The following is a 26,268-nucleotide window of genomic DNA, read 5'->3' as shown; positions in this document are numbered from 1 at the left end:
CAGTCATTAATCTATAAGTCCGTCCTTGAACTTGGCTCTTATATGTCTTCCATCGCAGAAAGGCTTGTTTTTAGAGCTGCCACATCTGCATAGCGTCACCCTGTTTCTGATTTCGTATACGTGTCCATCAGACGACACAACAGGGATATTTCCCTTTATGGCAAGCGGTCCGCTGACTCCCTTCTCTGGATCTTGAAGCACCTCTATTTCCGGGCTATAGTCAGGCTCTATCTCGTTTCCCTGCTTGTCGAATACAACAAGCCTCCCCGCTGGGCACTCTACAGCGGCTTTTATAGCCTCTTCCTTAAGTTCCGGGTCGTCTGACTTTTTTACAAGCTCCCAGGCGCTGCCCGTGTCCCTGTGGCAGAACCTAGCTAGTGCGCACCTATGGTCGTCTAGCATGTCTATCTCCTGGCCTTCGCACAAGTCCACCCTTTCCTTGAATTTCTCCCTGGAAGCGGTCTCTTCTCCGTCGAAGTCCCCATGGGACCCATCGCAGTACGGGGCATTTTTAGAATTCCCACATCTGCAAAGGCTGTAAACTGCACCTGCTTTGAACTTCTGTCCATCTTTAAGCACATATCCCTTTCCGACCGGTGTTATTATCCTCTCTGAAATAGGTATATCTCCCGACACTATGTACGGTCCATTTTTGAGTATTTTTATAGTTTTTTCAGACATGAAATCCCTCCACAACTTAACTTTTACATGATTTCAGTATACCACTTTTTGCGTCGGAAAGTCAGCTTCTTTTGCACTGCGTCCCAAAGTCAGAGCCTTAGATTACACATAGTCAAACAGGGTATTATATATAGAAGTCACCATTTGAAAGGAGTGTTTTTTATGAGCAACTTAATAGCTGAAGTACCTGGGCTCTACAGAGTATACAGTCTGGATATCTTCAGAAAGACCCCAGGAGTCCTGTTCGACGCATTCCCCATGGAAGTAATTCCTGGCATAGACGCCATAGACCGTGTGCTGCACCAAGGCTCCGCCCATTCACCCAGTTCTGTGGGCACTGTGGACCGGCCTTGGTATATGCACCTCTACCAAGAGGATCACCTTATGGTGCTGTTTGGAACTAGGTTTATAGAGCTCTACAGTGTGGCGCACGGTAAAGTCGAGTGCTTTAAAATCACTCCCCACGTGATCCATCTAAACGGCAAACTGCTCTACGACGGAGGAGCTATTCTTGTATGGCCGCGCCATGTTTTTCACAGAATAGTCAGTGGCGCAGAGGGATCAGCGTCCATAAACTTCGCCTCTCACTGCGAAGGCTTTGACTTGGACACCAACTTCAACATATACGATCTAAACACCGATACAGGCGAGTACAGAGTGATCAGAAAGGGCTCTGAAGACCAGCAATAATTTACGGGAGATGAAGCGCGATGAAAATCTTGAGAAAAATAAAATGGCCTCTTCTTGTAGCCCTTTTCCTCTTTGCATCAGTCTACTACTGGGACGTACTTGAAAATATACTGGACGAGATTAAAAAACTGCCTTTTAGTGCGCTTTTGATAAGCTTGGCGCTGGGAACAGGCTTCTTTGTCTTTGAGGGCAAGATAATACAGTCTCTGGCCAATAAATACGTGCCCAGCTTCAGCTACAGACAAGGACTAGAGTGCGCGTACTACTGCGCCTTCTACAGATTTACCACTCTCGGTACAGGTACAGGTATTTCCGAAGTATACTACCTCAGCAAAAGCGGAGTCCCTGCTTCCAAGGCCACTGGCGTTGGGCTGGTGCAGTACGCCTTCCAGAAGATAACGATAGCTGTCTACGGAGCTGTTTCCTTTATTGCATTCTCCGAGAGCTTAAGCTCCGCAATCAAGCCCTATGCCAAGTTTATAGCCGTAGGAACCCTCTTAACAGCCTTGGTGGCTACATTCCTGATTTCGGCCAGCACTTCAAAAAAGCTTGCAAGCCTTTTGATTCTATTTTTAGACAGTATTGCAGCAAAGTTCGAAAAGCATGGCGCCAAGATAGACGAGGCCAAGAAAAGCATAGCCACACTTCAAGAGGCGGGCTCACTTCTGCTGAAGGATAGAAAAAGGCTTGTAATCCTGCTGACTTCCAACGTGTTCAAGCTGACTTGCTGGTATCTAATCCCCGCTATGATCTTATATAGATCGAGCAGCTTAAGCGTCTGGAGCTTGATCGCCCTTATGGCCATGTGCAATATGCTTGCCGGGGTCATACCGGCCCCGTCCGGCGTTGGCCCTTTGGAGTTTACTTTTTTCCTGCTGTTTGGAAAGGTGGCTGACATTGGAGTAGTGGGCTCTGCATTTATAACATATAGGTTTTCAAGCTGGATATTCCCATTTCTAGTCGGATTCATATTCATCGGTTTAAGGAAAATCGGAGTGAGGCCGGGGTCTTCCACAGAGTAAAAAAGCGCAGACTTAGAGTCTGCGCTTTTTTCAGCTCCGCTCCGCTGAGCCATTCTTCGGTTTTTTGCCTATGCTCATCTGTGATATGCTTTCCAAGTGCAGACAGTGCAAGCGCTATGGCTCCGGCGTCATCTCCATACCCAAGCAATGGTACAGCGTCCATCACTCCATCCACAGGCGTTATAAAGTAAGCAAGTGCCGAAAGTGCCGTGACTTTCGCATGAATAGGCGTCTTTGTATCTAGCGCACAGAAATAGAGCGCTACAGCATCGGCTACAAATGGAACCTTGGAAGCCGTTCTCTTCAACTTGCTCCATATGCCACCTCTGACGTATTCTTCACTCTTCCTCAACTCTTCCATCTCGAAGTCTCCTTCCATACAAATCACCTCTGTAAAAACTTAAGTACCATTTCAAGCTTAAGCCTATTTGTGGGCTCATCTAAGTCGAAACTTATAAGCTCACTTATTCTGGCCACTCTCTTTCTGACTGTATTTATATGCACAAATATCTTCTTGGAAGTCAAGCTGTAGTTCATCTGGCACTCTAAATACACTCTGAGCGTGTCTAGAAGTTCTCCGTCTGTATCCGATTCTATAAGCCTGTCTATGCTTTTGAGCATTATATCTAGCTCGTCCTCTTTTACGTCCATCCAAGCAAACAGCCCTAGCTCAGAGTAGCTTATCCGCTTTCTGTCTGGGTATATTATGCATCCCATCTTGACAGACTGCACTGCACGCTCGTAGTTTCTTCTTATATTCGTGATCCTGTCCGGTATATCTGAAACCCCGAATACAAAGTCGGCACTTGCTTCTTTCTTTTTAAATCTCGACTCGAACTCCTCTAAGCCGTTAAATATCTGCTCTAGCCCCTTTTCCGCTGTGGACTTCTCATCTAGAGGGAATATGAGCACACAGACGCCATCTAGCGTAATCACTGCTCTTCCCCCTATTTTTCTGATTGTATTCACTGCCACAGACTGAATTTCGTCTCTGTAGCTAGAGAGATTTACATCGCCACCTCTTTGCCTTACCGCCACTATAATGCTCTCTTTGCTGGTATCTAACCCTACTTCCGCCGCTCTTTTGGATATCTGCTCCTCGCCTTCTAAGTTCTTAGAGATTATATCCGAAACAAACTTCTCTACTCCTAGGTCCTTTATGCTCTGGGCTACAAGCATCTGCTCGTAGAGCGACTGTAGCAGCAGAAAACCTATTCTGAGCACAAACTGGTCAAAGTAGTCCATTGTGTCGTCAGCCTCTACTATTACAAAGTAGGCTTTTTTCTCATCCCCTACTGTTATTGGAACTGTTATCCAGCTGTAAGGCTGACTGTAGCTCTCGCTCTTGACTTTGTACCTGACTATGTTCAAGTTGTCGCAGAGCACCTCTACAGTGTGTTCAAGCCCTGGACTCCAGAATTCGCTTGTCTCTATGCCCTCTGAAATTTCGTTGAATCTAGACGAGCTGTAATAGTGCTTGTCTGAAGTCAAGTCGTAGACCATGGCCGGAAATCCCATCTCGTCCTCTATATGTGAAAGTATCTTGTCTATCTTCCTCGACTCGTAAGTCAAGTTAGAGTAGTTCATTGGGTTTATAGCCCCTATTTTAAACCTCTTTATACTATTGTTCATCACAAGTACATTCAGCTGATTTACTACATCCATCCATGCTGGTTCATTAGGTATCCATATAAGCGGAGTTCCTTTTTTCTCAAAAGCCTCTATTACGACTTTGGGAATTTCCTTCATGTACCTGTCAACTTTTATTCCAAGTCCTGCTATTCTGTCTATCGGACCTTCCAATGCGTACTTTTCAAGTGTCTCAGGCTGCTGACTGAATATATACCCTGAAGATATTACAAGCTCCTTGCCTTTGGTCCATTTGAAGCCGTCAGGTGCATCTAGCACGGCCACACCTTGTATCTGCCTGTCTATACCTCTATGCCCTGCTATTACTTTGAAGTCTTTAAAATATTCAAGTTCAAGCATCTCCCGAACTGTTATCCCCATCGTCTGTCACCTCTACATTTAGTCTATTTCTATATAATATCATAAAGATAAGCTCTTTATCTATGTCTGTCTGCGAACAAAAAGAAGTCTTCCGTGAAGCAGGGCTTGTATATTTCGGCAAGCGGCCTGCTCTGGGAAAACTTTCTCTCTGAACAAACTATTGGGGACAATTTTATCTACTTAAAAAATCTATTGCAAACTGTACATGAAGTGCCGTTCCATACTTCAGCGCGTCTTCGTCTATCTTGTACTTCTCGTGGTGCGGATAGTATATGGCCTCTTTTGACTCGTTTCTGTAGCCAAGCATTGCATACGCTCCTTTGGCATGCTCAAAGTAGTAGGCCATGTCCTCAGAACCCATAAACTTGTCTAAGGCTATATTTTTGCCTTCGCCAAACACTTCAATAGCGCTCTGGCTTGCAATCTCCACTATTTCTTCGTCATTGTAAAGGCTTATTGCGCTTTCCTCTAGAATGACTTCCGACTTTATTTCATAGGCCTCAGCTATTGCCTTGGCATGTCTCTTTATTCCCTCTATTGCCGCTTCCCTTGACTCCGGAGTGAATGACCTCATAGAGATATCTAGCTGCGTGTACTTAGCGACTACATTAGCCCTGGTTCCTCCGTCGAACTTCCCTACCGAAATAACTATAGGGTGTCTTGCATCTACGTTTTTCGCCACTATCCCCTGAAGGTCTGTAACGAAAGTTGACGCCGGATGGATTGTATCCTTTGCAAGGTGTGGAGCCGAACCATGTCCTGAAACGCCCTCAAACCTGACGTACATATTGTCACAGCCCGCCATCCTGTAACCTGGGGTTATGTCCACATATCCTGTCTCAAGCCCTGGCATAAGGTGCATTCCAAAGCAAGCGTCCACGCCTTCCATTCCTCCTGCTTCTATTATCATCTTGGCTCCAGAGAAATTCTCCTCTCCCTCTTGGAAAAACAGTCTCACTTCTCCAGCTAATTCGTCCTTCATCTCTGAAAGAAGCTTGGCAGCCCCTAGAAGCATCGCAGCGTGGGCATCGTGTCCGCATCCGTGCATCACCCCTTGGTTTTCGGACTTGAAGTCTATCTCCGTCTCTTCTATTATAGGGAGGGCATCCATATCTCCCCTCAGAGCTACTGTTTTGCCTGGCTTACCACCCTTTATATTGGCTATAAGCGAAGTTGTTCCCACTTTTTCGTAAGGTACTCCTAGCTTGTCAAGCTCTTCCATTATTCTCTCTTGGGTCCTGAATTCCTTGTTGCTCAGCTCAGGGTGTCTGTGAAGGTCCCTTCTGAAGCTGATTACATATTCCTCTATTTGTTTCGCTTTTTCAAGCATATTAGACATTACAAGCACTCCTTTTGATTATCATTTTTATCAGCCGTCAAACAGGGCCTCTTGGCAGCCTGATTTAAGACTTGATTTGTTTCTCTTTTTTATAGAAACTTACACCTATGGCTATAGTTCCAAATACAGATCCCAAAGTAACTATATAGCTAGGTATTCCTGGCAGGAAGCTGAACACCCCTGCGTTAAGCGCAAGTGAGAGCGCTAGTGCTATTGCCAGTGCAAATGGCGCTATCTTTTTCTTCATAAGCGCAAACTGCACGAATATCGCCCCGAAAAGTGACGGTAGAAGATAATTCAGAGCATCAACTGCTCCCTTTGGAAGATTCTCAAGTAGTGCAGCTCCTGCAAAAACTCCCACTGCAAGTATGATTATGTTTATTATCACCGACACTCCCATTCCAAGAGTGGATATTATACTTCCCTCGTCTGTTCCTGGCTCTACTCCGGCAGTCTTCTGGGCTATCGCCGCAGCCGGAATTCTAAGGTTGGATATGTTTCCAGATATAAAAGCCATGTAAGTTCCAGCTACACCTATTATAGGGAAGTAAGAAACCGGCTCTATAAACCACATTACGCCGACTGCCGAGGCCATTGTCACAAAACCTGTCACCATGGCGCTCACTGGAGGCATCACTCCATATCCAACTGCAAGCACTATCGCCGGTCCAAAAGAAAGCAGTATCGCCAAAAGTCCCAGTATCTTGCCCCATCTTATTATATAAGGCAGGTATTCTTTGCTATATACGTCTCTGTTGCTCATTTTATTTTCCTCCTCATTTTTAAATCTATTAAACAAGTGCCGCCACAAGCATTCCTCCGAAGAGAGCTACTGCAAATCCCCATTCCTTTAGCCACTTGAATCCATCTTTTTCCGAGAACATTGTTACAACCGCCATTATAAGTCCACCTGCCAGTGCCGCCACTGTGTTTCTGTTCATCGCTATAAGGTGTCCCGAAACCATAGATCCGAAAGCTCCAAGCATTGCAGCTATGGATATAGCCTTTATTATCCCTGGGTCCTTACTAGACACTTTGCTTTGAAGCTTGTCCATCTTGTCCGCTCCGAGAGTTGCCACAACTATCCATCCTATAGATCCAAGTATCATAGTCCAAACTGCGCTTGCGAACGCCACATTTGTAACTGGATCAACTCCAAGCTTAACTCCAACCGCCTCTGTCCCTGCTCCAACTGCCATAAGCTCGAACATAACAGAGCCTATAAACGAAAGTCTCATCCAGGCCATCGGGCCTCCAACTGTAACTAGAAGGGCTAGAACTCCTGTCAGTATGACTAGCGAAGGCCCTATCGAAGTTATAAAGCTGCTTCTCATTGCCGACTTCATCTGATGTTCTGTAATCCCCATTTCTTTACCTGTGTTGTATGACTTTTTTACAAATAGTGCTGCTTGAATCACTACCAAAAACACTGCCAGTCCTGACGCTATCCACATGGGAATACTGTTTGCCATCTGCATGTAATCCATTTTTATTTCCTCCTCTAAATTGTTTGTTAATTTCTAGATATATCTATTGATTAATTTAATATTACCATTGCACTTATCCCCGTACAATGTGAAAACTTTTCTAATTGGGCCTTCCCTATGAAAACATTTTCCCAATCAAAGAACCGAGAGAATTAGCTCTCTCGGCCTGTTTTTTGTATACTGTATAGTATCTATAGTCCTATGTCACCTCTATGTCTTTTCCCCTCGAATTTTATCTTCTCTGCACCTTTGTATGCGCTTCTTCTTGCATCTTCAATCGTATCTCCGCAAGATACAACGCTCAGCACGCGGCCTCCGTTGGTCAGAAGCTTGCCGTCTTCAAGCTTCGTCCCGCCTTGAAACACAAGCGTATCTTCGACATCTTTAAGCCCCGTTATCTCTTTGCCTGTCTCGTATAGCTCTGGGTATCCATCTGATGAAAGCACAATACATGCTGTGCATTTCTCCGACCACTCTAGATCTATCTCTTTTAACTTGCCTTCGACTACTGCGTCTAGTACCTCTACAAGATCTGTTTCTAGTCTAGGCATCAGAGCCTGGGTTTCGGGGTCTCCAAACCTGACGTTGAACTCAAGCACCTTTGGTCCGCCCTTGCATATCATAAGCCCTATGAAGAGCACTCCTCTGTAGTCCATATTTTCAGCAATAAGTCCTTCGACTATTGGCTTAAGCACTTTTTCCTCCACAGACTTTGCAACATCTCCTTCGTATGCAGAGTTTGGAGAGCATGCTCCCATACCGCCTGTATTGGGTCCAGTGTCTCCATCAAAAGCTTTTTTGTAGTCTCTGGCGCTTTCCATAGTCACTATGGTTGAGCCGTCCACAAAGCAGAGCAGAGAAGCTTCCACCCCATCTAGAAACTCCTCCACTACTACGCTTTTGCCAGCATACCCGAACCTTCCGCTCTCCATCATATCTCTAAGTGCTTCTGCGGCCTTCTGCCTGTTCTCGGCTACAACTACGCCTTTGCCAGCGGCCAGCCCGTCAGCTTTTATCACTACGGGAAGGTCGAAATTCTTAAGCCCAAATATGGCCTCTTCCAAGTTATTGTATTCCTCATATCTTGCAGTAGGCACTCCGTATTTTTTCATAAAAGCTTTTGAAAAAGTCTTGCTACCCTCTAGCCTGCTGCATCTCTTGTCCGGCCCGAACAGTTTTATCCCCTCTGACTTAAAGCGGTCTGAAATTCCCATCACAAGGGGCTGCTCCGGCCCTACAACGACAAGATCTATCTCTCTTGCCTTGGCAAAGTTTAAAAGCCCATCTATGTCAGTAGCCTCTATGTCCACTGTCTCCGCAATCTCGGCTATGCCTGGGTTTCCCGGAGCGCAGTATATGCTCTCCACGTGAGCGCTCCTAGACAATTTCCAGACCAAGGCATGCTCTCTCGCCCCACTTCCCACTACTAGCAGTTTCAAATCAACCACTTCCTCTCTACGCTTTCTATCAGCTGAGTATTTCCACTCTTCCCTTTGACAAGTCCAGTTTTCCTTTGCAGTAAAGTCTCACCGCCTCCACTATTATCTCGTGTTCGACTTCTAGCACCTTTTTTCCTATAGTCTCTGGGGTGTCTTTATCCTCAACTGTCACAGGCTTTTGAATTATTATGGGTCCTGTATCTGCCCCTTCGTCCACAAAGTGGACTGTAGCTCCCGTCAGCTTGACTCCCCTTTCAATCACAGCGCTATGAACTTTCTGTCCGTAATATCCCATCCCCGAAAAACTAGGTATCAAGGACGGATGTATATTTATAATCCTGCCCCTGTATGCCTCCACAAAATCACTCCCAAGGATGTCCATATACCCCGCCAGCACTACAAGTCCTATCTTTTTCTTTTTAAGCTCCTCTAGTACCGTTCCTCCGTCTCTTACCATGCTTCTGACATAGAGTGAGTCTATGTCGCTTTTCTCAGCCCTCAGGAGTGCGTGTGATTCTATAGAGCCTGATATAACGAGCTCTACGCAACCACCTAGATTTCCGCTTTTCCCTGCATCTATAAGTGCCTGAAGATTGCTGCCGTTTCCCGAGGCCATCACAGCTATCCTTAGCCCTGACATAACTTCACCCCGTCTATTCCCGCTCTTACTTTCCCTATCTCGTACGAACACTCCCCCATATCCTCAAGGCTTTCTATTACGGCCTTCTTTATGCCAGGCTCCACAAACAGTATATAGCCTATTCCCATGTTGAAAGTCCTGTACATCTCGTCTTCGTTTATATTCCCCATTCTCTTCACTTCACCGAATATCTCAGGCACATCCCAGCTTCCAAGTGTTATCTCTGCTCCCATGTTTTCCGGCAGCACTCTCGGGATGTTTTCGTAAAATCCTCCCCCTGTAACATGCACCATCCCCTTGACTTTAAACTTATCCAGCACATCTAAAACAGGTTTTACGTAGATCCTAGTAGGCCTAAGCAGCACTTCCCCAAGTGTCCCGCCGAGACTTTCACTGTATTCGTTTAAGTCGCAGTTGCCTCTGTTTAAAAATATCTCTCTCACAAGAGAGTAGCCGTTGCTGTGTATCCCGCTTGAAGGCAGCCCTATCAGCACGTCTCCGTCAACTATATCCCTTCCGTCAACTATCTTGTCTCTGTCCACTATTCCAACGGCGAACCCAGCCAAGTCGTACTCCCCTTCAGTATAGAACCCTGGCATCTCCGCTGTCTCTCCGCCTATAAGAGCCATGCCTGCCTGGTTGCATCCATCTGCTATTCCGCCAACTATCTCCGAAACCTTACCAGCTTCAAGCTTGCCTGTAGCCAGATAGTCTAAAAAGAAAAGCGGCCTAGCGCCCTGGCAGAGTATGTCGTTTACACACATTCCCACAAGGTCTATGCCCACCGTGTCGTGCTTTTCCGCCATAAAGGCCAGCTTGAGCTTTGTCCCGACTCCGTCTGTCCCAGAGACAAGCACAGGGTTTTCTATCCCCTTGAGGTTCAGGCTGAAAAGCCCTCCGAACCCGCCTATGTCGCAAAGCACGTCCTCGCTGTAAGTCGACTTCACATGAGATTTCATCATCTCGACCGCTCTAGCACCTTCTTCTATATCCACGCCGGAATCTCTGTAGCTAAGCTTTTCCTTTACCATAAAGCCACCCCTCTCTCTAGTTTTTTTCAAACAGGAATTCCCCCCCTGAGCTCGGAACCTCCATAGGGTAGTTTCCAGAGAAGCATGCCCCGCAGAGGCCGCTTCTGTCCATACCTATGGACTCCATAAGCCCACCTGGACTTATATATCCAAGGCTATCTACCCCTATAATCTCTTTCACGCTCTCCAAGCTGTGTACGGCTCCCACTAGCTGTCTCTCGTCTGGAGTGTCTATGCCGAAGTAGCAAGAGTGGGTCACCGGCGGAGAACTCACCCTGAAGTGAATCTCTCTGGCTCCGGCGTCTTTCAGCATCGCCACTATCCTGGCGCTCGTAGTCCCCCTCACTATCGAGTCGTCTACAAGCACCACGCTCCTGCCCTTCACCACTTCTTTCACTACGCTCAGCTTGAGCTTTACAGCTTGCTCTCTCAGCTTTTGATTCGGCTGTATAAAGGTCCTTCCAAGGTATTTGTTCTTTATAAGCCCCTGGGCATAGGGTATGCCTGACTCCTGGGAGTACCCTAGCGCCGCGACCGAGCCCGAGTCTGGAACAGCCATTACTATGTCCGCCACTGCCGGATGCTCTTTTGCAAGTATTCTCCCTGCTTCTATCCTGCTCATATAGACGCTCTTTCCGTCTATGACGCTGTCAGGCCTTGCAAAGTAGACAAATTCAAAAGAGCAGAGGGACTTTGTATCTCTCTTGTCGTATACGACTGACTCCAGTCCGTTTTCATCTATTATGACCATCTCGCCTGGTAACACATCCCTCAGGAATCTCGCCCCTACAAGGTCGAATGCGCAGCTCTCCGATGACAGCACATACTCCCCGCCTTCCATAACTCCTACAGAGAGCGGTCTTAGCCCGTTCGGGTCCCTCACACCTATAAGCTTCCCTTCGCAGATTATCAGAAGAGCGAAAGCGCCCTCTATCTGTCCAGCTGTCGCTTTGACCGCCTCCTTCAAGCCCATCCTGTAGTTTCTGGCCATAAGGTAGGCTATGACCTCGCTGTCTGTGGAAGTCTGAAATATCGAGCCCTTCTCCTCAAGCTCCTCTCTCAGTGACTTGGCGTTTATCAGATTGCCGTTATGCGCCAGCGCAATCGACTGCTTCCTGTAGTTCACTACAAGCGGCTGGGCGTTTATCTCGTAGCTTTCGCCGCTTGTGGAGTATCTCACATGTCCTATGGCCACATCGCCTTCCATCTTATCCAGTATGCTTTCGTCGAAGACCTCTCTCACAAGCCCCATCTTCTTGTGAAACCTCATCTTGCCGTCTCTCTCGGCCGCTATTCCCGCGCTCTCCTGCCCTCTGTGCTGCAATGCTGTAAGGCCGTAGTATATGGAGCTTGATATGTTCTCGTATCCTGCACCGTAGATGCCAAAGATTCCGCACTCTTCGCTTAGCTTGTCCCAATCCGAATTTCGATGCATCGCCATCCCTCCGATCACTGTATTCTCTTTAGAACTTCGTTGTAAGACTCCTCTATTCCTCCAAGGTCGTTTCTGAACCTGTCCTTGTCCAGCTTCTCGCCTGTGCTCATGTCCCAAAGCCTGCATGTATCAGGTGATATCTCGTCTGCAAGTATAACTTCCCCTTCGTATAGCCCGAACTCCAGCTTGAAGTCTATAAGTTTTATTCCTTTTTCCTTAAAAAACTCTTGGAGCATTTCGTTTATCTTAAATGCATATCCCTTTATAGTTTCAAGTTGCTCTTCGCTTGCAAGCTCCATAGCCGCTATATGGTAGTCGTTTATCATAGGGTCCCCAAGGGAATCGTCTTTGTAGCAGAACTCCAGTATAGGAGTCTTTAAAGCAGTGCCCTCTTCTATTCCCAGCTTCTTGGAAAGTGAGCCTGCTGCCACGTTTCTCATTATCACCTCTATAGGCAGTATCTCCACGGCCTTTACAAGCATCTCCCTGTCGCTTACAAGCCCTTCAAAGTGGTTCTTTATGCCTTTTTCCTCCAGCATCTTAAAGAGCAGAGAGGACATCTTGTTGTTTATAATCCCCTTCTGCGAGATGGTCCCCTTCTTCGCCCCGTTAAAAGCTGTGGCGTCGTCTTTGTACTCCACCAGATATTTCTTAGGATCCTCTGTCTTGTAAACTTTCTTAGCCTTTCCCTCGTAGAGCATTTCTAGTATTTTCAATTTAATCCCCCCATTATCTATTTATATCTTGAATAGCCTTGTCCTTCTTCTCCACCTCTAACGCCATCTCGGCCCTGTACTCCTTTAGCTTGGCTCTCAATTCACAGTACTTTATCGAGAGCATCTCCACTGCAAGCAGCGCCGCATTTTCAGCGCCGTCTATTGCAACAGTGGCGACAGGCACTCCCTTTGGCATCTGCACTATGGACAGAAGCGAATCCAGCCCGTCCATGGTGGAAGACTTTATAGGAAGCCCTATCACAGGCAGCAACGTCACCCCCGCCAGCACACCTGGAAGATGCGCAGCCTTTCCAGCAGCCCCTATTATTATCTCGTAGCCCTCTTTTTCTGCATTCTCTGCAAACTCAATCGCCTTGTGAGGAGTTCTATGTGCCGAAATTACCCTTAAATGCACATCCACCCCGAAACGCTTGAGTATCTCGCTCCCTTTTTTAACTATCCCGAAATCCGAGTCGCTTCCCATTACAATAGCTATCTTCATATTTACACCGCCTATTTAAAGTATTTTATTCCAGCTTCAAATATCCTCTGCTCCTTGTTGCCGATTATATTCTTGAAAGCATTCCTGCTGTACCTTTCGCTATGCCCCATCTTTCCAAACACCCTTCCGTCTGGGCTTGTGATTCCCTCTATAGCCATCTTAGAGCCGTTCGGGTTGCAATTCCCGCTACATACATTCCCCTCTTCGTCTACATACTGGGTGGCTATCTGCCCGTTTGACACCAGAGTTTCAAGCACGTCGCCGTCGGCCACAAACCTGCCTTCGCCATGCGATATGGCTATGCTATGGGCCCTTCCGACTTCCTCTAGCGCCATCCAAGTCGACAGATTAGAGACGACTTTTGTCCTGGCCATCTTGGCCACATGCTTTCCTATCCCGTTAAAGGTAAGCGTAGGGCTGTTCTGCTCCAGCTCTCTTATCTCGCCGTAAGGCAAAAGCCCAAGCTTCACAAGCGCCTGGAACCCATTGCAGATTCCCAGCATAAGCCCGTCCCTGCGGTTTAAAAGCTCCATGACGCTCTCCGCTATAATTTCGTTTCTGAAGACAGTGGCTATAAACTTCCCGGAGCCGTCCGGCTCGTCCCCTGCGCTAAATCCCCCAGGGATTGCAATTATCTGGGACTCGCTTATCTTCTTGGCCAACTGCTCTACAGACTGTTCTATGTCTCTTGGGCTTAGGTTCCTGAATACGAATATCTCCGCATCTCCACCCGCTTCCATAAAGGCCCTGGCGGTGTCGTATTCCGAGTTTGTACCCGGAAAGCATGGCACCAGCACTTTGGGCTTTGCAGTCTTTATGGTGGCGGAGAATCTGGAAGGTCCTCTGTCGTAGCAGACCTCCGTGGCCTTCTCTCTTTCACCGCTTTCGTAGGGGAAAACCTGCTTTAGTGGCTCTCTCCAAGACTCCAGTGCTTCAGAGAGTGAAATGCTCTCTCCCTTAAAGGATATCTCCCTCTCACCACATGTATCTCCTATCTTTTTGAAATTCAAGCCTTGAAGCTCGCTATCTATGTCAAAGTCTCTTGCGACCTCTGCCACTATCCCTCCGTAGTACGGATAGAAAAGCTCTTCAACACTGTTTTCATCCTCTATTCTGACTCCCACTCTGTTTCCAAAGGCCATCTTGGAGACTGCGGCAGCTATTCCTCCGTGCCCAACTGTATGGGCCGAGATTATCTTTCCGCCTCTTATTAGCTCTGTCACTTTAGTGTATGTCCTGTCTACCGAACTTAAGTCCGGAATGTGACTTCCGTCTACATCCACTTTCAGAAACACCAGCTTGCTGTCTATTCGCTTGAGCTCTGGCGAGATTATATCTTTCACATCTGCGACTGCCACCGCAAAAGACACAAGAGTAGGAGGAACGCTCAAATTCTCGAATGTCCCCGACATGCTGTCTTTTCCGCCTATCGCAGGAATTCTCAGCATCTTCTGCGCCTGAAGCGCTCCCAGAAGGCTTGCCACTGGCTTGCCCCATCTTTCAGGGTCGTCACCTAGCTTCTCAAAGTACTCCTGAAGCGTCAGCCTGGCCTTCTTGTGGCTTCCGCCCATAGAGACAATTTTGGCCAACGACTCCAGCACTGAGTACAGTCCTCCATGGAAAGGGCTCCACCTCCCTATATTCGGATTGTATCCGTGGGCCATAATTGTCGCCGTGCTGGTGTCCCCGTATAGTACGGGAAGCTTTGCCGCCATCCCCTCCGTGGGAGTGTCCTCGTAGAGACCGCCGTACGGCATCAGCACGCTCGAAGCTCCAACGCTGCTGTCGAACATCTCCGTAAGACCCTTTTGGTCGGCCACGTTTAGATCACTTAAATTTTCAAGCCAAAGTTCTTTTAAACTCTTGGTGCTGTCCATATTCAGCTTAAAGTACCCACTTTCTTCTGGCGACTCTATTCTCGCTCTTGACTCCTTTTTAGCTCCGTTGCTGTCTAGAAAACCCCTCTCTATGTCGAGTATCCACTCTCCGTTCCAGTCCATCCTGAGCCTTCCCGTGTCTGTTATATCCGCCACATGCACCGCCTCTAGATTCTCAAGACGTGCAAGCCTCCTAAACTCTTCCACATCTTCAGACTCCACAACTACGGCCATACGCTCTTGCGACTCGCTTATGGCTATCTCGGTGCCGTCTAGTCCGTCGTACTTTTTTGGAACCTTGTTTAAATATATATCTATGCTAGGTGCAAGCTCCCCTATTGCCACAGAAACCCCTCCGGCTCCAAAGTCGTTGCACTTCTTTATCATCTTGGCCGCCTCAGGCATCCTGAAAAGCCTCTGTATCTTTCTCTCCTCTGGGGCGTTCCCCTTTTGAACCTCTGCTCCGGAGGATGAAATGGACTCCTCAGTATGCTGCTTGGACGAGCCTGTCGCGCCTCCACATCCATCTCTTCCTGTCGCCCCTCCGACTAGAAGCACCACGTCTCCCGCTTTTGGATCTAGCCTCAGGACATTCTCTCTTGGAGCTGCCGCTATAACGGCTCCTATCTCCATCCTCTTGGCTACAAATCCGGAGTCGTACACCTCCGAAACCTTTCCTGTGGCAAGTCCTATCTGGTTTCCATAGGAGCTAAAGCCATGGGCCGCCTCTGTAGTTATCTTTCTCTGGGGAAGCTTTCCTGGAATAGTGTCTTTTACAGGAGTCCTAGGGTCTCCGCTTCCCGTCACCCTCATAGCCTGGTATACATACGACCTTCCCGAAAGCAGGTCTCTTATAGCTCCGCCGAGGCATGTCGCTGCCCCTCCGAAAGGCTCTATCTCTGTGGGGTGGTTGTGGGTCTCGTTCTTGAACATCACTAGCCATTTCTCGAGCTTTCCGTCTAAATCCGCGTCCACCTCCATGCTGCATGCGTTTATCTCGTCCGAGACTTCCAAGTCCTCAAGCTCTCCGCTCGCCCTCATCTCTTTCATTGCAATCACTGCCATGTCCATAAGGCAGATAGGCCTGGATGATTCGTCTTCTCCGTAGACAGCTTTTCTAGAGTCAAGGTAGTCGCTATAGGCTTTCTCTATGGCCTCTCTATATGGCCCTTCCGCTATCTCAATATCTTTTATTTCGGTGTTGAAAGTAGTATGCCTGCAGTGGTCAGACCAGTAGGTGTCTAGCACTCTTATCTCTGTAACCGTAGGGTCTCTCTGCTCCACGCTGCCAAAGTAGGTTGCACAGTGGTCTAAATCGTCTAGGTCCATGGAGAGCCCCATCTCCAGCCTAAGACTGTCCAGCTCTTCACTTCCCATCTTGGAGAACCCTTCGATTTTATCTACCGACTTAGGTATCTCGCATCTCTCCCAAAGGCTCTGGGGCTTCTCGGTCCCAGCCTCTCTGGAGTCCACAGGGTTTATAATATAGTCTTTTATCTCCTGGAGTTCCTCTTCCGATATCTTCCCTGAAAGCGCTATTACTTTCGCAGACTTTACTTTAATCCTCTCGCCTCCCGAGAGTATCTGTATACACTGCGATGCCGAGTCAGCCCTTTGGTCGTACTGCCCCGGAAGGTACTCTACGGCAAATACAATATCCGAGCCAGATTTATCGAATTCTTCACAGTACACTCTGTCAACAGTCATCTCCGACAGTATAAGAGTCCTGACTTTCTCAAACAGTTCCTCGTCCAAGCCCTCCATGTCGTAGCGGTTGAGAAGCCTCAATCCCTTAATCCCTTTTATATCTAGTTCCTCTTTTATGTCCTTAAGCATCTTCTGCGCCTCTATATCGAAGTTTTCTCTCTTCTCCACGAAAATTCTTTTCACGCTTTCCATCTGTCCACCTCGCTTCGCTATGTCTTTTGGAACTTTAATCGTTGCTACTACTGTAGTTTGGCGCTTCTTTCGTTATCTGCACATCGTGTGGATGGCTCTCTCTCAGCCCTGCGCCTGTTATCTTTATGAACTTTCCGTCCCTTCTAAGGCTCTCTATGCTCGGAGTCCCGCAGTAGCCCATTCCCGCTTTGAGCCCTCCTATCATCTGATATATTGTCTCGCTGACTTTTCCTCTGTATGGGACTCTTCCCTCTATTCCCTCTGGCACCAGTTTCTTTGCGTCTTCCTGGAAGTACCTGTCTTTGCTTCCCTCTGCCATGGCCCCTATAGATCCCATGCCCCTGTAGACCTTGAAACTTCTTCCACCGTATATTATAGTCTCTCCAGGGCTCTCCTCCGTTCCTGCAAGCAGCGACCCTATCATAACCATGCTCGCCCCAGCCGCTATAGCCTTAGGTATGTCTCCAGAGTACTTTATGCCGCCGTCCGCTATTACAGGCACATTGTACTTGTCTGCCTCTCTTGCGCAGTCGTATACAGCTGTCATCTGTGGAACCCCTATTCCTGCAACTACACGGGTTGTACAGATCGACCCCGGACCTATCCCCACTTTCACTGCATCTGCCCCCGACTCTATAAGCTCTCTAGTAGCCTCGGCTGTGGCCACATTCCCAGCTATTACCTGTAATTCAGGGTACTTTGACTTAACCTTTCTGACAGCAGTCATAACTCCCATCGAATGACCGTGGGCCGTGTCTATCACTACTACATCCACTTTCGCTCCGACAAGGGCATCCACCCTATCTATCATATCTACCGTTATCCCAACTGCTGCGCCCGCCAGAAGCCTGTTCCCGGAGTCCACAGCTCTGTGCGGAAAAGTCACCGACTTCTCTATGTCCTTTAGAGATATAAGCCCTTTAAGCACTCCACTTTCGTCCACTATCGGCAATCTCTCTATCTTGTACTTCTTGAAAGTCTGCTCGGCCTCTGCCATTGAAATCCCCACCTTGGCGGATATAAGCCCTTCTCTTGTCATAACGCTCTCTAGCTTCTTCTCTGTGTCGTCTTCAAACCTCAAGTCCCTGTTTGTAACTATTCCTATCAGCTTTCGCCCTTCGTCGATTATAGGAAGTCCTGATATACCGTGGCTGTCCATAAGCTCTACAGCGTCTGAAACCCTGTGGTCTTTCGAGAGGCAGTACGGATCCACTATCATGCCGTTTTCGCTTCTCTTGACCTTTTCGACTTCGGCAGCCTGAGCTTCTATAGACATGTTCTTGTGTATTATGCCTATTCCGCCTTCCCTAGCCATAGCTATAGCTAGCTTGGCCTCTGTAACGGTGTCCATGCTGGCGCTCATAAGCGGTATGTTGAGCCTTATGCCCCTAGTCAGCCTTGTATTTACGCTTACTTCCGATGGAAGCACTGTAGACCTCTGCGGTATTAAAAGCACATCGTCAAAAGTTATACCTTCCCTGATCAACTTGTTTTCCATTTTATCCTCTCCTTTTTATGAAAACGTTTTCATATCTTTGTCTTAAATACTACTCCTCTATCCACTCTTGGTCAATGAAATAACTTTCGCTTTGCTCTCGCCAAACAGAAAACTTTTCGCTTTCACAAAGCTCTTTTGGGTATCATATACTTGAGAAATCGTTTTAAAAACAAACACGAGGGGGAATTCAAAATGATAGTTCTTATAGTGATAGGAGTAATTCTGGCAGTTGTGGCAGTCTGGGTCATATCCACCTACAACAGCCTTATAAAGTCGAGGGAGTTTGTCAGAAATTCCATGGGGCAGATCTCCGCCCAGATAGAGTCTAGATGGGACGCCCTGAAGAACATGATAGAGGGTACGAAGCAGTACGCCGAGTACGAAGGGAAAACGCTAGAGGAGATAACAGCGAAGAGGTCTTCTCTTGGAAGGGATGCAAGCGTGGCGGACGTTGAGAACGACAACAGCCTTTTTGGGCAAGCCATGGGCAAGCTGTTCGCAGTCGCTGAAAACTACCCTGACCTAAAGGCTAGCCAGCTTTACCAGGAGACTATGAAAAACGTAGACAAGTACGAGCAGCAAGTTCGTCAGTCTAGAATGATCTACAACGACACTGTTACAAAGTACAACAGGATAATCCAGTCTGTGCCTAGCAATATAGTAGCCGGGATGTTCAACTTTAACGTCGAAAAATACTTTGAAAGCTCTCAGGAAAAATCTGAGATGCCTAGCTGGAGCTGATAATTATGCTTAAGAAGAGTATAAAGTACCTAGCAGCATTTCTGATCGCCATGTTTTTCGGGCTTGGAATCCAGTCGGACTCACTGGCAAACTCCATGGAGTCGCTTGACTTTAAAGTCGAGCTTCAGCCTGACGGGTCCGGTGTAGTCACAGAGTTCAGAAAGATGAATATGACTGAAGACACCGAGATATACATTGTGATGGACAACTTGGGAGGTTCTGAAATCTCCAACTTCAGCGTAAGCGACTTTGGAACTCCGCTCGCCTACGAGCCCAACTGGAACATAGAGGCTAGCCGTGAGGAAAAAGCTGGCAAATATGGAATAGTCGAGACATCGTCCGGATACGAGCTCTGCTGGGGAATCGGCGAATACGGCTACCACGAGTACACCGTAACCTACACCATAAGCGGCATGGTCAGACAGCTTGAAGACGGCCAGGGCATGAACTGGAAGCTGTTTGATGGAGACGGAAATATAAATCCGGAGAATATGACTATAACTATAGGCGGCCCTAAGGAGTTCACTCTAGACGACACAAGGATATGGGGATTCGGATTTGAAGGAGAAGTCTTCCTAGAAAGCGGAAAGCTTGTAGGTAAGTCAAACGCTCCGCTTTCAGATAGCAACTACGTCACAATACTTATGCAGTTTCTAGACTCTCCGTTTCAGCCCACTCTAAGCCTCGACAAGACGCTCGCAGAGCAGGAGTCGCTTGCCAAAGAGGGCAGCTCCTACAACGATGAGGAAGGCGACGGCAGCACTTTAGACAAAGTCATAGCTTTCTTAGCTGGAATCATTCCGGCTTTAATCGCTATATTCATAGCCGTAGGATTTGCGCTTAGAAGCAGAGCTGTAAATAACGCAAACCCTCTTATCGGAGGTAGGCAGCGAAAGAACATGAACAAAGACAAGTACTACAGGGATGTCCCATACCAGGAAGGGCCTATCTCGGATGTGGCTTTCTTGCTAAACCAGCTTGGAAACGGTCAGATAGAAGACTACTTCGGAGCATATATGCTGAAATGGCTGCGCGAAGGAAAGATAAGCCATGTAACTGAAGAGAAGGGACTTATATTCAAAAAAGACGCCTCTGTTATACAGTTAAATGCCTTCCAGATGGAAGCCTATGATATAGAGAGCAGGCTTTGGAACATGATGCAGTCTGCTGCTGGAGACGACAACAAGCTAGAGGAAAAAGAGTTCACAAAGTGGGCCAAGAAAAACTACTCTCAGATATCCTCTCTGAAGTCGGAGCTGTACACAGACTCGGAGTATCTGCTGCTGGAGAAAGGCTATCTTGAGCAGAAGACTGTGAAGGTGCTTAAAGTCTTCTCCAAGACCTTTTCAAGTGCAACTCCTGTCGGAGACGAGCTCATGGACAAAATAGTTCAGTATGAAAACTACTTGAGAGATTTCTCTCTTCTATCAGAGCGACAGGTAAGCGAAGTATCTCTTTGGGAGAATATGCTCATATGGGCAAGCCTCTACGGCATAGCCGAGGAAGTTTCAAAACAGCTTGAAAAGCTCTACCCTCAGTTTGCGGTGGAAAACCATCTGACTTACACAGATGTCTATGTGATGCACCACTTTGCAACCAGCTTCAACAGAGGCTACGAAAGCGGACTAAGCGCCTCAAGTGGTGGCGGTGGTTCTACAAGCCTTGGCGGAGGTGGCGGCTCCTTCGGTGGCGGAGGTGGCGGCTCACGCTAAAGCATTTAAGGCATAAAAAAAGTGAAGCTGAATTTGAAGTCAGCTTCACTTTTTTATGCTATTTTTCGTCTACATATACAGCCTGAAGGTTTAAGTTGTATCCAGGAGTGCTGTTGCTCTCATCGATATATATGTCTATATTGCTGAATACAAGCATTATATCTAGCTCGTCAGTGCTGAGCTTAAGGCTCATATCCTCTAGCCCAGCCTCAGTAAAGCCGCCTTTTTCCGGGAGGTACTTCTCCTTTATACCCTCTACATATCCTGTCATATTTTCTTTCAAGATAAGGTTCTCATCTAGGTAGACGCTTATCTCAGGTATTCCGTCTCCTCTATAGCCCATATCCCAAACTATCTCGTACTTTCCTCTTTCTCCAGATATGTCTACCATGGCCTCTCCCCTGCCCTTGGTGTCCTGCATTGTAAGAACCCAGTCATATCCGCTTACATCTAGAGACGATGGCTTTAAGCTCAAATTTACGCCCATATACTCAGGGTTTTCGCCTTCATATTCAGGCCATGTCTTCTCGAATCCGAAAGCCTTCTTGAACTCCACATCGCTTTCAAGTTCCCTGTCGAACCAGTCCGGAAGCTTGGCGTCCCTCTGGTACGCAAGGTATACGACTGCATCTGTTATGCCCTCTTTCACCTCACGGTCAGGCTCTGAATCCGCTGGAACGATAGCTCCCCCTTCAAGCATTCCCTGGCTTTCAAGAAGAGACTCCAGCCTGCTTGACTGCATGGAAGCCGGAAGCTGGTGGTATCCTATTATAGGCATAACTGTAACTACAGCCGCTATCGCTACTATTAAGGCTATTTTAGAGTGTGCCCGTGACTTCTTGAACATAAGAAGCAAAATTGAAATCACCGCAACTATCCAAATAAGCATAAACATATACTCTTCAGATTTCATTCCAGACTTATTGAGCTGTTCCACAAGAGCCCATAGCTCAAAAGCCAAGATCACAAGCGCAGTAAATGGATATACCTTCCTGTAGAACTTGGCCATTCCAGACTCATGCTCTGTCACCATTATGTGAAGCCATATCCCGGCCACAGCATATCCTGTAGCTATTCCTGAAAGCATGATGAAGCTCTGCCCTGATCCAGTGGCTACTGTCTTTATGGTCCATATCAAGAACACAAGAGTGAGAGCCAGCACTATAGGAACCATTATATACGAGAAAAGCGTCTCTACAAACTTAGGCTGCTTTTCAGCTGCGATTCTCTTCTCATCAACTTCGTCTTTGCTGAAGTCAGGAAAGTTCCCAGCGAATATCGCAAAGGCTATAAAGCCTACAGCCGCCCCTATATACTGATATACCTTGTAGCTCATGGCACTGTAGAGCAGAGCCTCAAAAGCCCCGGCTACGCTTGAAAGCCCACCCATCATGACTCCACCGTATATGGCCGCTATGAAGAACGACTTCTGTGCCATAAAGAGTGACCTTGAGAGCCCTGTACTCTCTTTTCGCAAAGCTCCAAACACTACGAAAGCTATGACACTTACAAATATTGCAACGCCTACCCTCGACATAGCTATTCCGCTGATAACCATGTACTTGTCTTCAGGGAAATACTTGTATCCTCCGAAGAAGTAAAGCAGAACAAACGACACCGCCACCACAAAAGCTGTGGCTATGTTGGCTACTGCAAACTTGGACTTTTCCTTTTTTCTGCTTTTTACGAAAGTCACTGCAGCAAGTCCAAATACAGCTCCAAGCACAAACGACCATCCAAGCGAATTCAAGAGAAAATTATACGCTTCCTGCTCTGGCCAGTCTAAGTTGATCCGGAATGCAGTCAGCAGTGCAAATGCAAGCGCTGAACCCATGGCCGCTGGAAAAGTCTTGAATGAATCTATAGCCCCACGCGACACTTTTTTAACTGATTCTGTAAAAACCCCCATTACATACACCCCCAAAGTTAAATTTACAGTTTACTTATACCCTATTTTCATTGGGGGTATCGGGACTCACTATCTATATTTTGAAACATCAAGGAATCTTTCAATTCAGTTGAATCTCTCAAATAATTCTAAACACTTGTTATTTTGCTCAAAAAACTTTTCAACCTGTCGTTATTACTAACCTTAAGCGTCTCAGGTGAACAATCTATTTCTATCTTTCCTTTATCTAAGAATATTACTCTAGTAGCAAAATTCATCACCATATCAATCTGATGAGTCACCATTATCATAGTAAGGCCTTTTGTTTCAAGAGATTTTATTGTTTCAAAAACCTCATATGCAAGTTCAGGATCTAACGCTGATGTTGGCTCATCAAAAAGTATAATTTCAGGATCCATAGCCAGCGTCCTGGCTATGGCTAACCTCTGCTTTTGTCCTCCGGATAGATTCATAGGATATTCTTCAGCTTTTTCTTCGAGCTTTACAAGCTTTAACATTGAAAAAGCAATATCTTTAGCTTTTTTCTTGTTTAGCTTTTTTATGGCTATACACGGCTTCATCACATTGTCTAAAACACTATAGTGCGGAAATAGATTGAACTCTTGAAACACCATTCCGACTTTCCCAGCAACCGAACTCGTGTTCTTTACTAATTCTCCATCTATTATAACCTTCCCGCTGTCTATAGTCTCTAATCCATTTAAACACCTTATCAATGTACTTTTCCCTGATCCACTTGATCCTATTACAGCCACTCTCTCTCCCTTTTTTACAGATAAGTTAATCCCTTTTAGAATTTCGGTCTCACCATATGTTTTATAAACTCCCTCGACTTTTATTACATCTGCCATCTTTTATTTCTCCTCTCTATAGCTTTTGAAGCTAATACTATAGAGTATGTCATTATAAAGTATATTGCTCCTATAGATATATATATCTCAAACGGACTTAAAGTCCTAGCATAAATTTGGTTTCCTACTCTAGTTATTTCTGCAATCGAAAGTATTGAAACTAGCGATGTCTCTTTTATTATTGTAGAAAAATAGTTCATAAATGTAGGTAGTGCAATTCTGAATGCCTGTGGAGATATTATATATATAAATGCTTTTAATTTACTATATCCTAAGGTATAAGCCGCTTCTAGCTGACCACTATCTATTGCCATTATAGATGATCTTACAACTTCAGACATATACGACGCACAATTTAGTGACAACCCCAGTATTCCTGCTGTTATAGGTTCCATCATTATCCCAAAAGAAGGGAGTCCATAGTATATGAAAAACAGCTGTATAAGAAGAGGTGTTCCTCTAAAGACTTCTACGTATACTGAAAGTACAATTTTTATAAGTTTTGGAGTTCTGTAAGCTCTAAGAGTCCCTACCAGCACAGAGATAAAAAGTGCTATCAAAAATGACAGCACCCCTATCTTCAACGTGATTTTTGCAGCACTAACGAGCGATGGAATATACTCTATTAGGAATCTAAAATCTAATTTGTCCATATTCTATATATCCAACCACTTTTTATTAATTTCATCGTATTTTCCACTTTCTTTTACTGCCTCTATAGCTTGATTAACTTTTTCATTAAGCTCTTCGGCTCCTTTGTTCATCACTACCACTATTTCCACAGATCTGATTGGATCATTTACAACCTTAATTTCTGGATTCTCTTTTGCCTGTGTAGCGGCATAAGCTATCCCTACAACGACAGCATCTACTCTACCGTTCTTTAAATCAGCTAATGCTTCTGAGTTTCTGTTGTACTTTTTGATTTCTTTAGTTTCTATTCCCATATCTTTCAGACTGTCTACGGCCACTTCACTGGTAGAACTTGCCTGAGCTCCAACCACTTTACCCTTTAGGTCCTCTTTAGACTTTATACTTTCATCTTCACTTCTTGTAACTATAACTTCACTCAAGTTGTAGTAAGCATTGCTCATATTTACATTTTCAGATGCTGCTGTAGCTTCTTCTGGAGACATACATGATATTATTATATCGTGATCACCTTTTTGAAGCCCAGCTACAAGACCTTCCCAAGCAGTATCTCTAATCTCAACTTCTACTCCCATTTCTTCTCCAAGTGCTCTTGCATAATCTGAATCAAATCCTTCTATTTCATCATTTGAATTCCTGAAAGAAAATGGAGGATACTCTGGACAATTTCCTACCACAATTTTCCCTTTTTCTTCTATCTGACTCCCAGAAGTGTCTGTAGCTTCACTTTTTTTGTCATCAACGCTTTCCTGATTGCCACAAGCAAACAGACCCAGACTGATTGTAAAAAACATTAAAATAGCTAATAACTTTTTCATTAATAATCATCTCCTACTCTTTAGTCTCTATCTCTCCAATATTTTATAGTGCATATACATCAAATATCCAATAGATTTACCGTATCCATCATTCACAGTTTATAGGCTTTATAAATACGTTTTGATCTTTTCTATTAAGCTTTCAATCGACCCCTCTATTTCGCTTTCATCCACAGAGAAAAGCTCCACTTCTACGCCACTTTCATCTGCAAGCTTCAAAAACTCCTCTATAAAAATACCTCTCCCACTCACCGTTTCTACACTCTCTATTCTCTTCCAAAGCTCTTCTTTCTCTGAAGTTTCTCCTCCCCAGATTCTGCTGCTGCAAGTTTTCTCCACTCCACAGCTTGGGCTTCCGTCTATCCCCACCAGTCCTATTACTTCGTATCCATTTCTGATGTAATTCTGAAGTTGGCCTACAGTGGACCGAAGCATTTCTCTGCTTGTTTTTCTGAAGTGAACAGTGTCGAACTGCTCTTTCACGTGACCCCATCGCTTTATTCCATACATCTCCATCTCTGGACAGGGAAGCTGCATCATACCTACACCACTGTCCATAAAAAAGTTCACCAGGCTCTTTACAGCGGAAGAGTATGTACTCAGCCCTTCTACTTTTGAGTTGGCGTTTATTATGCAGTGGCTTAAAACGACTATTTTCTTTCCTCTATCCATTTCCATCCTCCCCGTAAAAAAGACTATGATATCTCTACTTGAGTAAGGATTCATAGTCTAATCTGTATTAATATTCTTTTGAAGTGATTCTATCTGGCAGCTTGTCTATTAGCACAGATACAAGTACACAGCTCAATATCTTGTCTATAAAGTTCCCAGTTATTCTAGGTATAAAGGCCGCTGTGAATATGCTCTGTCCGCTCTTTAGAAGCCATGCGAATATAAGGTCTGTCCCTCCACCTGTTACTCCTCCAAACATGAGTATAGCTATAGGAGTTCCTACAAGCGGTGCTACAACTGAAAGTATAAGTCCTGTGATTACTGCTGTTTTTAATTTAAATCCAAATTTTTTAGACATAACCCCAACTATTAGAGCCACTACTATGTTCACTATTGCAAACGGTATGTTCTTAGGATTAGTCATTATTCCCTGTATCACATTGGTAAGTCCGCCTGTCATCGCCCCTGCAAAAGGTCCTAGTAGTACCGATACAAATATAGTTCCAACAGTGTCTAGAAATACCAGCGGTATTTGCACAGACTGCACTACTGTTCCGAGAACTATGTTTAAAACAATTCCAAGTGCTGAGATGACCATTGCATTTGTTGACTTGAATGTTGATGTTGCTGACATAAAAATCCCCCTTT

The 26,268-nt window shown here is 45.9% G+C and carries 24 protein-coding genes; 4 read left to right on the top strand and 20 right to left on the bottom strand.

Going from position 1 to position 26,268, the window contains the following annotated elements; genetic code table 11:
* Positions 1-6: 6 nt before the first annotated feature.
* Positions 7-681 carry a CDGSH iron-sulfur domain-containing protein gene (locus tag EUAN_RS02485; RefSeq protein WP_211266260.1) on the bottom strand — a complete coding sequence of 225 codons (675 nt, stop codon included), beginning with the start codon at positions 679-681 and terminating at the stop codon, positions 7-9.
* Between the two features lie 162 nt (positions 682-843).
* Here EUAN_RS02485 and EUAN_RS02480 point away from each other — a divergent pair, with 162 nt between their 5' ends.
* Entirely contained in the window at positions 844-1,371 is a 528-nt protein-coding gene (locus tag EUAN_RS02480; RefSeq protein ID WP_071061376.1) for a hypothetical protein, read from the top strand.
* Between the two features lie 20 nt (positions 1,372-1,391).
* Positions 1,392-2,393, top strand: a complete 1,002-nt coding sequence (locus EUAN_RS02475) for a lysylphosphatidylglycerol synthase transmembrane domain-containing protein (RefSeq protein ID WP_071061374.1) — start codon at positions 1,392-1,394, stop codon at positions 2,391-2,393.
* Here the strand turns inward: EUAN_RS02475 and EUAN_RS02470 are convergent.
* The 13 genes from EUAN_RS02470 to guaB form a co-directional block, all read right to left on the bottom strand.
* On the bottom strand, positions 2,344-2,754 hold the full coding sequence (locus EUAN_RS02470; protein ID WP_211266259.1) for a YkvA family protein: 411 nt from the start codon (positions 2,752-2,754) through the stop codon (positions 2,344-2,346). The genes EUAN_RS02475 and EUAN_RS02470 overlap by 50 nt on opposite strands.
* A 23-nt stretch (positions 2,755-2,777) precedes the next feature.
* The gene (locus EUAN_RS02465; RefSeq protein ID WP_071061370.1) at positions 2,778-4,403 is read right to left on the bottom strand and encodes a PucR family transcriptional regulator; all 1,626 of its coding nucleotides are present in this window, start codon (positions 4,401-4,403) and stop codon (positions 2,778-2,780) included.
* A 172-nt stretch (positions 4,404-4,575) separates the two neighbouring features.
* Positions 4,576-5,742, bottom strand: a complete 1,167-nt coding sequence (locus EUAN_RS02460) for an amidohydrolase (RefSeq protein ID WP_071061368.1) — start codon at positions 5,740-5,742, stop codon at positions 4,576-4,578.
* Between the two features lie 64 nt (positions 5,743-5,806).
* Positions 5,807-6,505 (bottom strand): hypothetical protein, encoded by a 699-nt coding sequence (locus tag EUAN_RS02455; RefSeq protein WP_071061366.1) that lies wholly within the window; start codon positions 6,503-6,505, stop codon positions 5,807-5,809.
* Positions 6,506-6,533: 28 nt separating this feature from the next.
* The gene (locus EUAN_RS02450; protein WP_071061364.1) at positions 6,534-7,229 is read right to left on the bottom strand and encodes a DUF5058 family protein; all 696 of its coding nucleotides are present in this window, start codon (positions 7,227-7,229) and stop codon (positions 6,534-6,536) included.
* A 191-nt stretch (positions 7,230-7,420) separates the two neighbouring features.
* On the bottom strand, positions 7,421-8,668 hold the full coding sequence (gene purD / locus EUAN_RS02445) for a phosphoribosylamine--glycine ligase (RefSeq protein WP_071061362.1): 1,248 nt from the start codon (positions 8,666-8,668) through the stop codon (positions 7,421-7,423).
* 28 nt (positions 8,669-8,696) lie between these two features.
* Entirely contained in the window at positions 8,697-9,308 is a 612-nt protein-coding gene (gene purN / locus EUAN_RS02440; RefSeq protein ID WP_071061361.1) for a phosphoribosylglycinamide formyltransferase, read from the bottom strand.
* The gene (gene purM, locus EUAN_RS02435; RefSeq protein WP_342669838.1) at positions 9,296-10,369 is read right to left on the bottom strand and encodes a phosphoribosylformylglycinamidine cyclo-ligase; all 1,074 of its coding nucleotides are present in this window, start codon (positions 10,367-10,369) and stop codon (positions 9,296-9,298) included. The genes purN and purM overlap by 13 nt, the downstream gene beginning before the upstream one ends.
* On the bottom strand, positions 10,356-11,774 hold the full coding sequence (gene purF, locus EUAN_RS02430; protein ID WP_071061359.1) for an amidophosphoribosyltransferase: 1,419 nt from the start codon (positions 11,772-11,774) through the stop codon (positions 10,356-10,358). Before purF ends, purM begins: the two co-directional genes overlap by 14 nt.
* A 14-nt stretch (positions 11,775-11,788) precedes the next feature.
* Complete coding sequence (purC, locus tag EUAN_RS02425; RefSeq protein WP_071061357.1) at positions 11,789-12,490, bottom strand: phosphoribosylaminoimidazolesuccinocarboxamide synthase; 702 nt, start codon at positions 12,488-12,490, stop codon at positions 11,789-11,791.
* Between the two features lie 13 nt (positions 12,491-12,503).
* A complete protein-coding gene (gene purE, locus EUAN_RS02420; RefSeq protein ID WP_071061355.1) occupies positions 12,504-12,992 on the bottom strand; it encodes a 5-(carboxyamino)imidazole ribonucleotide mutase in 489 nt (162 codons plus the stop codon).
* An 11-nt stretch (positions 12,993-13,003) separates the two neighbouring features.
* Positions 13,004-16,768: a phosphoribosylformylglycinamidine synthase gene (locus tag EUAN_RS02415; protein ID WP_071061353.1), complete on the bottom strand. Its 3,765-nt coding sequence runs from the start codon at positions 16,766-16,768 to the stop codon at positions 13,004-13,006.
* A gap of 34 nt (positions 16,769-16,802) precedes the next feature.
* Positions 16,803-18,266: an IMP dehydrogenase gene (guaB, locus tag EUAN_RS02410; RefSeq protein ID WP_071061352.1), complete on the bottom strand. Its 1,464-nt coding sequence runs from the start codon at positions 18,264-18,266 to the stop codon at positions 16,803-16,805.
* A 192-nt stretch (positions 18,267-18,458) separates the two neighbouring features.
* Here guaB and EUAN_RS02405 point away from each other — a divergent pair, with 192 nt between their 5' ends.
* Both EUAN_RS02405 and EUAN_RS02400 read left to right on the top strand, forming a co-directional pair.
* Positions 18,459-19,007, top strand: coding sequence for a LemA family protein (locus EUAN_RS02405; RefSeq protein ID WP_071061350.1), 549 nt, complete (start codon positions 18,459-18,461; stop codon positions 19,005-19,007).
* Positions 19,008-19,012: 5 nt separating this feature from the next.
* A complete protein-coding gene (locus EUAN_RS02400) occupies positions 19,013-20,719 on the top strand; it encodes a DUF2207 family protein (protein WP_071061349.1) in 1,707 nt (568 codons plus the stop codon).
* A 58-nt stretch (positions 20,720-20,777) separates the two neighbouring features.
* On the opposite strand, the gene EUAN_RS02395 is transcribed toward EUAN_RS02400, so the two are convergent.
* From EUAN_RS02395 to EUAN_RS02370, 6 genes are all read right to left on the bottom strand, one after another.
* On the bottom strand, positions 20,778-22,628 hold the full coding sequence (locus tag EUAN_RS02395) for an MATE family efflux transporter (RefSeq protein ID WP_071061347.1): 1,851 nt from the start codon (positions 22,626-22,628) through the stop codon (positions 20,778-20,780).
* Positions 22,629-22,756: 128 nt separating this feature from the next.
* Positions 22,757-23,479, bottom strand: a complete 723-nt coding sequence (locus tag EUAN_RS02390; RefSeq protein ID WP_071061345.1) for an amino acid ABC transporter ATP-binding protein — start codon at positions 23,477-23,479, stop codon at positions 22,757-22,759.
* The gene (locus EUAN_RS02385) at positions 23,467-24,132 is read right to left on the bottom strand and encodes an amino acid ABC transporter permease (RefSeq protein ID WP_071061343.1); all 666 of its coding nucleotides are present in this window, start codon (positions 24,130-24,132) and stop codon (positions 23,467-23,469) included. The genes EUAN_RS02390 and EUAN_RS02385 overlap by 13 nt, the downstream gene beginning before the upstream one ends.
* Before the next feature lie 3 nt (positions 24,133-24,135).
* On the bottom strand, positions 24,136-24,948 hold the full coding sequence (locus EUAN_RS02380; protein WP_071061341.1) for a transporter substrate-binding domain-containing protein: 813 nt from the start codon (positions 24,946-24,948) through the stop codon (positions 24,136-24,138).
* Positions 24,949-25,056: 108 nt separating this feature from the next.
* Entirely contained in the window at positions 25,057-25,620 is a 564-nt protein-coding gene (locus EUAN_RS02375; protein WP_071061339.1) for a CD3072 family TudS-related putative desulfidase, read from the bottom strand.
* A 67-nt stretch (positions 25,621-25,687) separates the two neighbouring features.
* Positions 25,688-26,254, bottom strand: a complete 567-nt coding sequence (locus EUAN_RS02370; RefSeq protein WP_071061337.1) for a CD3073 family putative ECF transporter S component — start codon at positions 26,252-26,254, stop codon at positions 25,688-25,690.
* Between the last annotated feature and the right edge of the window lie 14 nt (positions 26,255-26,268).

This window comes from Andreesenia angusta (genome assembly GCF_001855385.1).
In the GTDB taxonomy this organism is placed as follows: domain Bacteria; phylum Bacillota; class Clostridia; order Tissierellales; family Gottschalkiaceae; genus Andreesenia; species Andreesenia angusta.
This window is presented reverse-complemented; position numbering and strand designations above follow the sequence as displayed.

What these genes read in the sequence shown, in the direction of transcription:
- EUAN_RS02485 (WP_211266260.1), bottom strand. Translation starts at nt 681, where the DNA reads ATGTCTGAAAAAACTATAAAAATACTCAAAAATGGACCGTACATAGTG.
- EUAN_RS02480 (WP_071061376.1), top strand. Translation starts at nt 844, where the DNA reads ATGAGCAACTTAATAGCTGAAGTACCTGGGCTCTACAGAGTATACAGT.
- EUAN_RS02475 (WP_071061374.1), top strand. Translation starts at nt 1,392, where the DNA reads ATGAAAATCTTGAGAAAAATAAAATGGCCTCTTCTTGTAGCCCTTTTC.
- EUAN_RS02470 (WP_211266259.1), bottom strand. Translation starts at nt 2,754, where the DNA reads ATGGAAGAGTTGAGGAAGAGTGAAGAATACGTCAGAGGTGGCATATGG.
- EUAN_RS02465 (WP_071061370.1), bottom strand. Translation starts at nt 4,403, where the DNA reads ATGGGGATAACAGTTCGGGAGATGCTTGAACTTGAATATTTTAAAGAC.
- EUAN_RS02460 (WP_071061368.1), bottom strand. Translation starts at nt 5,742, where the DNA reads ATGTCTAATATGCTTGAAAAAGCGAAACAAATAGAGGAATATGTAATC.
- EUAN_RS02455 (WP_071061366.1), bottom strand. Translation starts at nt 6,505, where the DNA reads ATGAGCAACAGAGACGTATATAGCAAAGAATACCTGCCTTATATAATA.
- EUAN_RS02450 (WP_071061364.1), bottom strand. Translation starts at nt 7,229, where the DNA reads ATGGATTACATGCAGATGGCAAACAGTATTCCCATGTGGATAGCGTCA.
- purN (WP_071061361.1), bottom strand. Translation starts at nt 9,308, where the DNA reads ATGTCAGGGCTAAGGATAGCTGTGATGGCCTCGGGAAACGGCAGCAAT.
- purF (WP_071061359.1), bottom strand. Translation starts at nt 11,774, where the DNA reads ATGCATCGAAATTCGGATTGGGACAAGCTAAGCGAAGAGTGCGGAATC.
- purE (WP_071061355.1), bottom strand. Translation starts at nt 12,992, where the DNA reads ATGAAGATAGCTATTGTAATGGGAAGCGACTCGGATTTCGGGATAGTT.
- EUAN_RS02415 (WP_071061353.1), bottom strand. Translation starts at nt 16,768, where the DNA reads ATGGAAAGCGTGAAAAGAATTTTCGTGGAGAAGAGAGAAAACTTCGAT.
- guaB (WP_071061352.1), bottom strand. Translation starts at nt 18,266, where the DNA reads ATGGAAAACAAGTTGATCAGGGAAGGTATAACTTTTGACGATGTGCTT.
- EUAN_RS02405 (WP_071061350.1), top strand. Translation starts at nt 18,459, where the DNA reads ATGATAGTTCTTATAGTGATAGGAGTAATTCTGGCAGTTGTGGCAGTC.
- EUAN_RS02400 (WP_071061349.1), top strand. Translation starts at nt 19,013, where the DNA reads ATGCTTAAGAAGAGTATAAAGTACCTAGCAGCATTTCTGATCGCCATG.
- EUAN_RS02395 (WP_071061347.1), bottom strand. Translation starts at nt 22,628, where the DNA reads ATGGGGGTTTTTACAGAATCAGTTAAAAAAGTGTCGCGTGGGGCTATA.
- EUAN_RS02390 (WP_071061345.1), bottom strand. Translation starts at nt 23,479, where the DNA reads ATGGCAGATGTAATAAAAGTCGAGGGAGTTTATAAAACATATGGTGAG.
- EUAN_RS02385 (WP_071061343.1), bottom strand. Translation starts at nt 24,132, where the DNA reads ATGGACAAATTAGATTTTAGATTCCTAATAGAGTATATTCCATCGCTC.
- EUAN_RS02380 (WP_071061341.1), bottom strand. Translation starts at nt 24,948, where the DNA reads ATGAAAAAGTTATTAGCTATTTTAATGTTTTTTACAATCAGTCTGGGT.
- EUAN_RS02375 (WP_071061339.1), bottom strand. Translation starts at nt 25,620, where the DNA reads ATGGATAGAGGAAAGAAAATAGTCGTTTTAAGCCACTGCATAATAAAC.
- EUAN_RS02370 (WP_071061337.1), bottom strand. Translation starts at nt 26,254, where the DNA reads ATGTCAGCAACATCAACATTCAAGTCAACAAATGCAATGGTCATCTCA.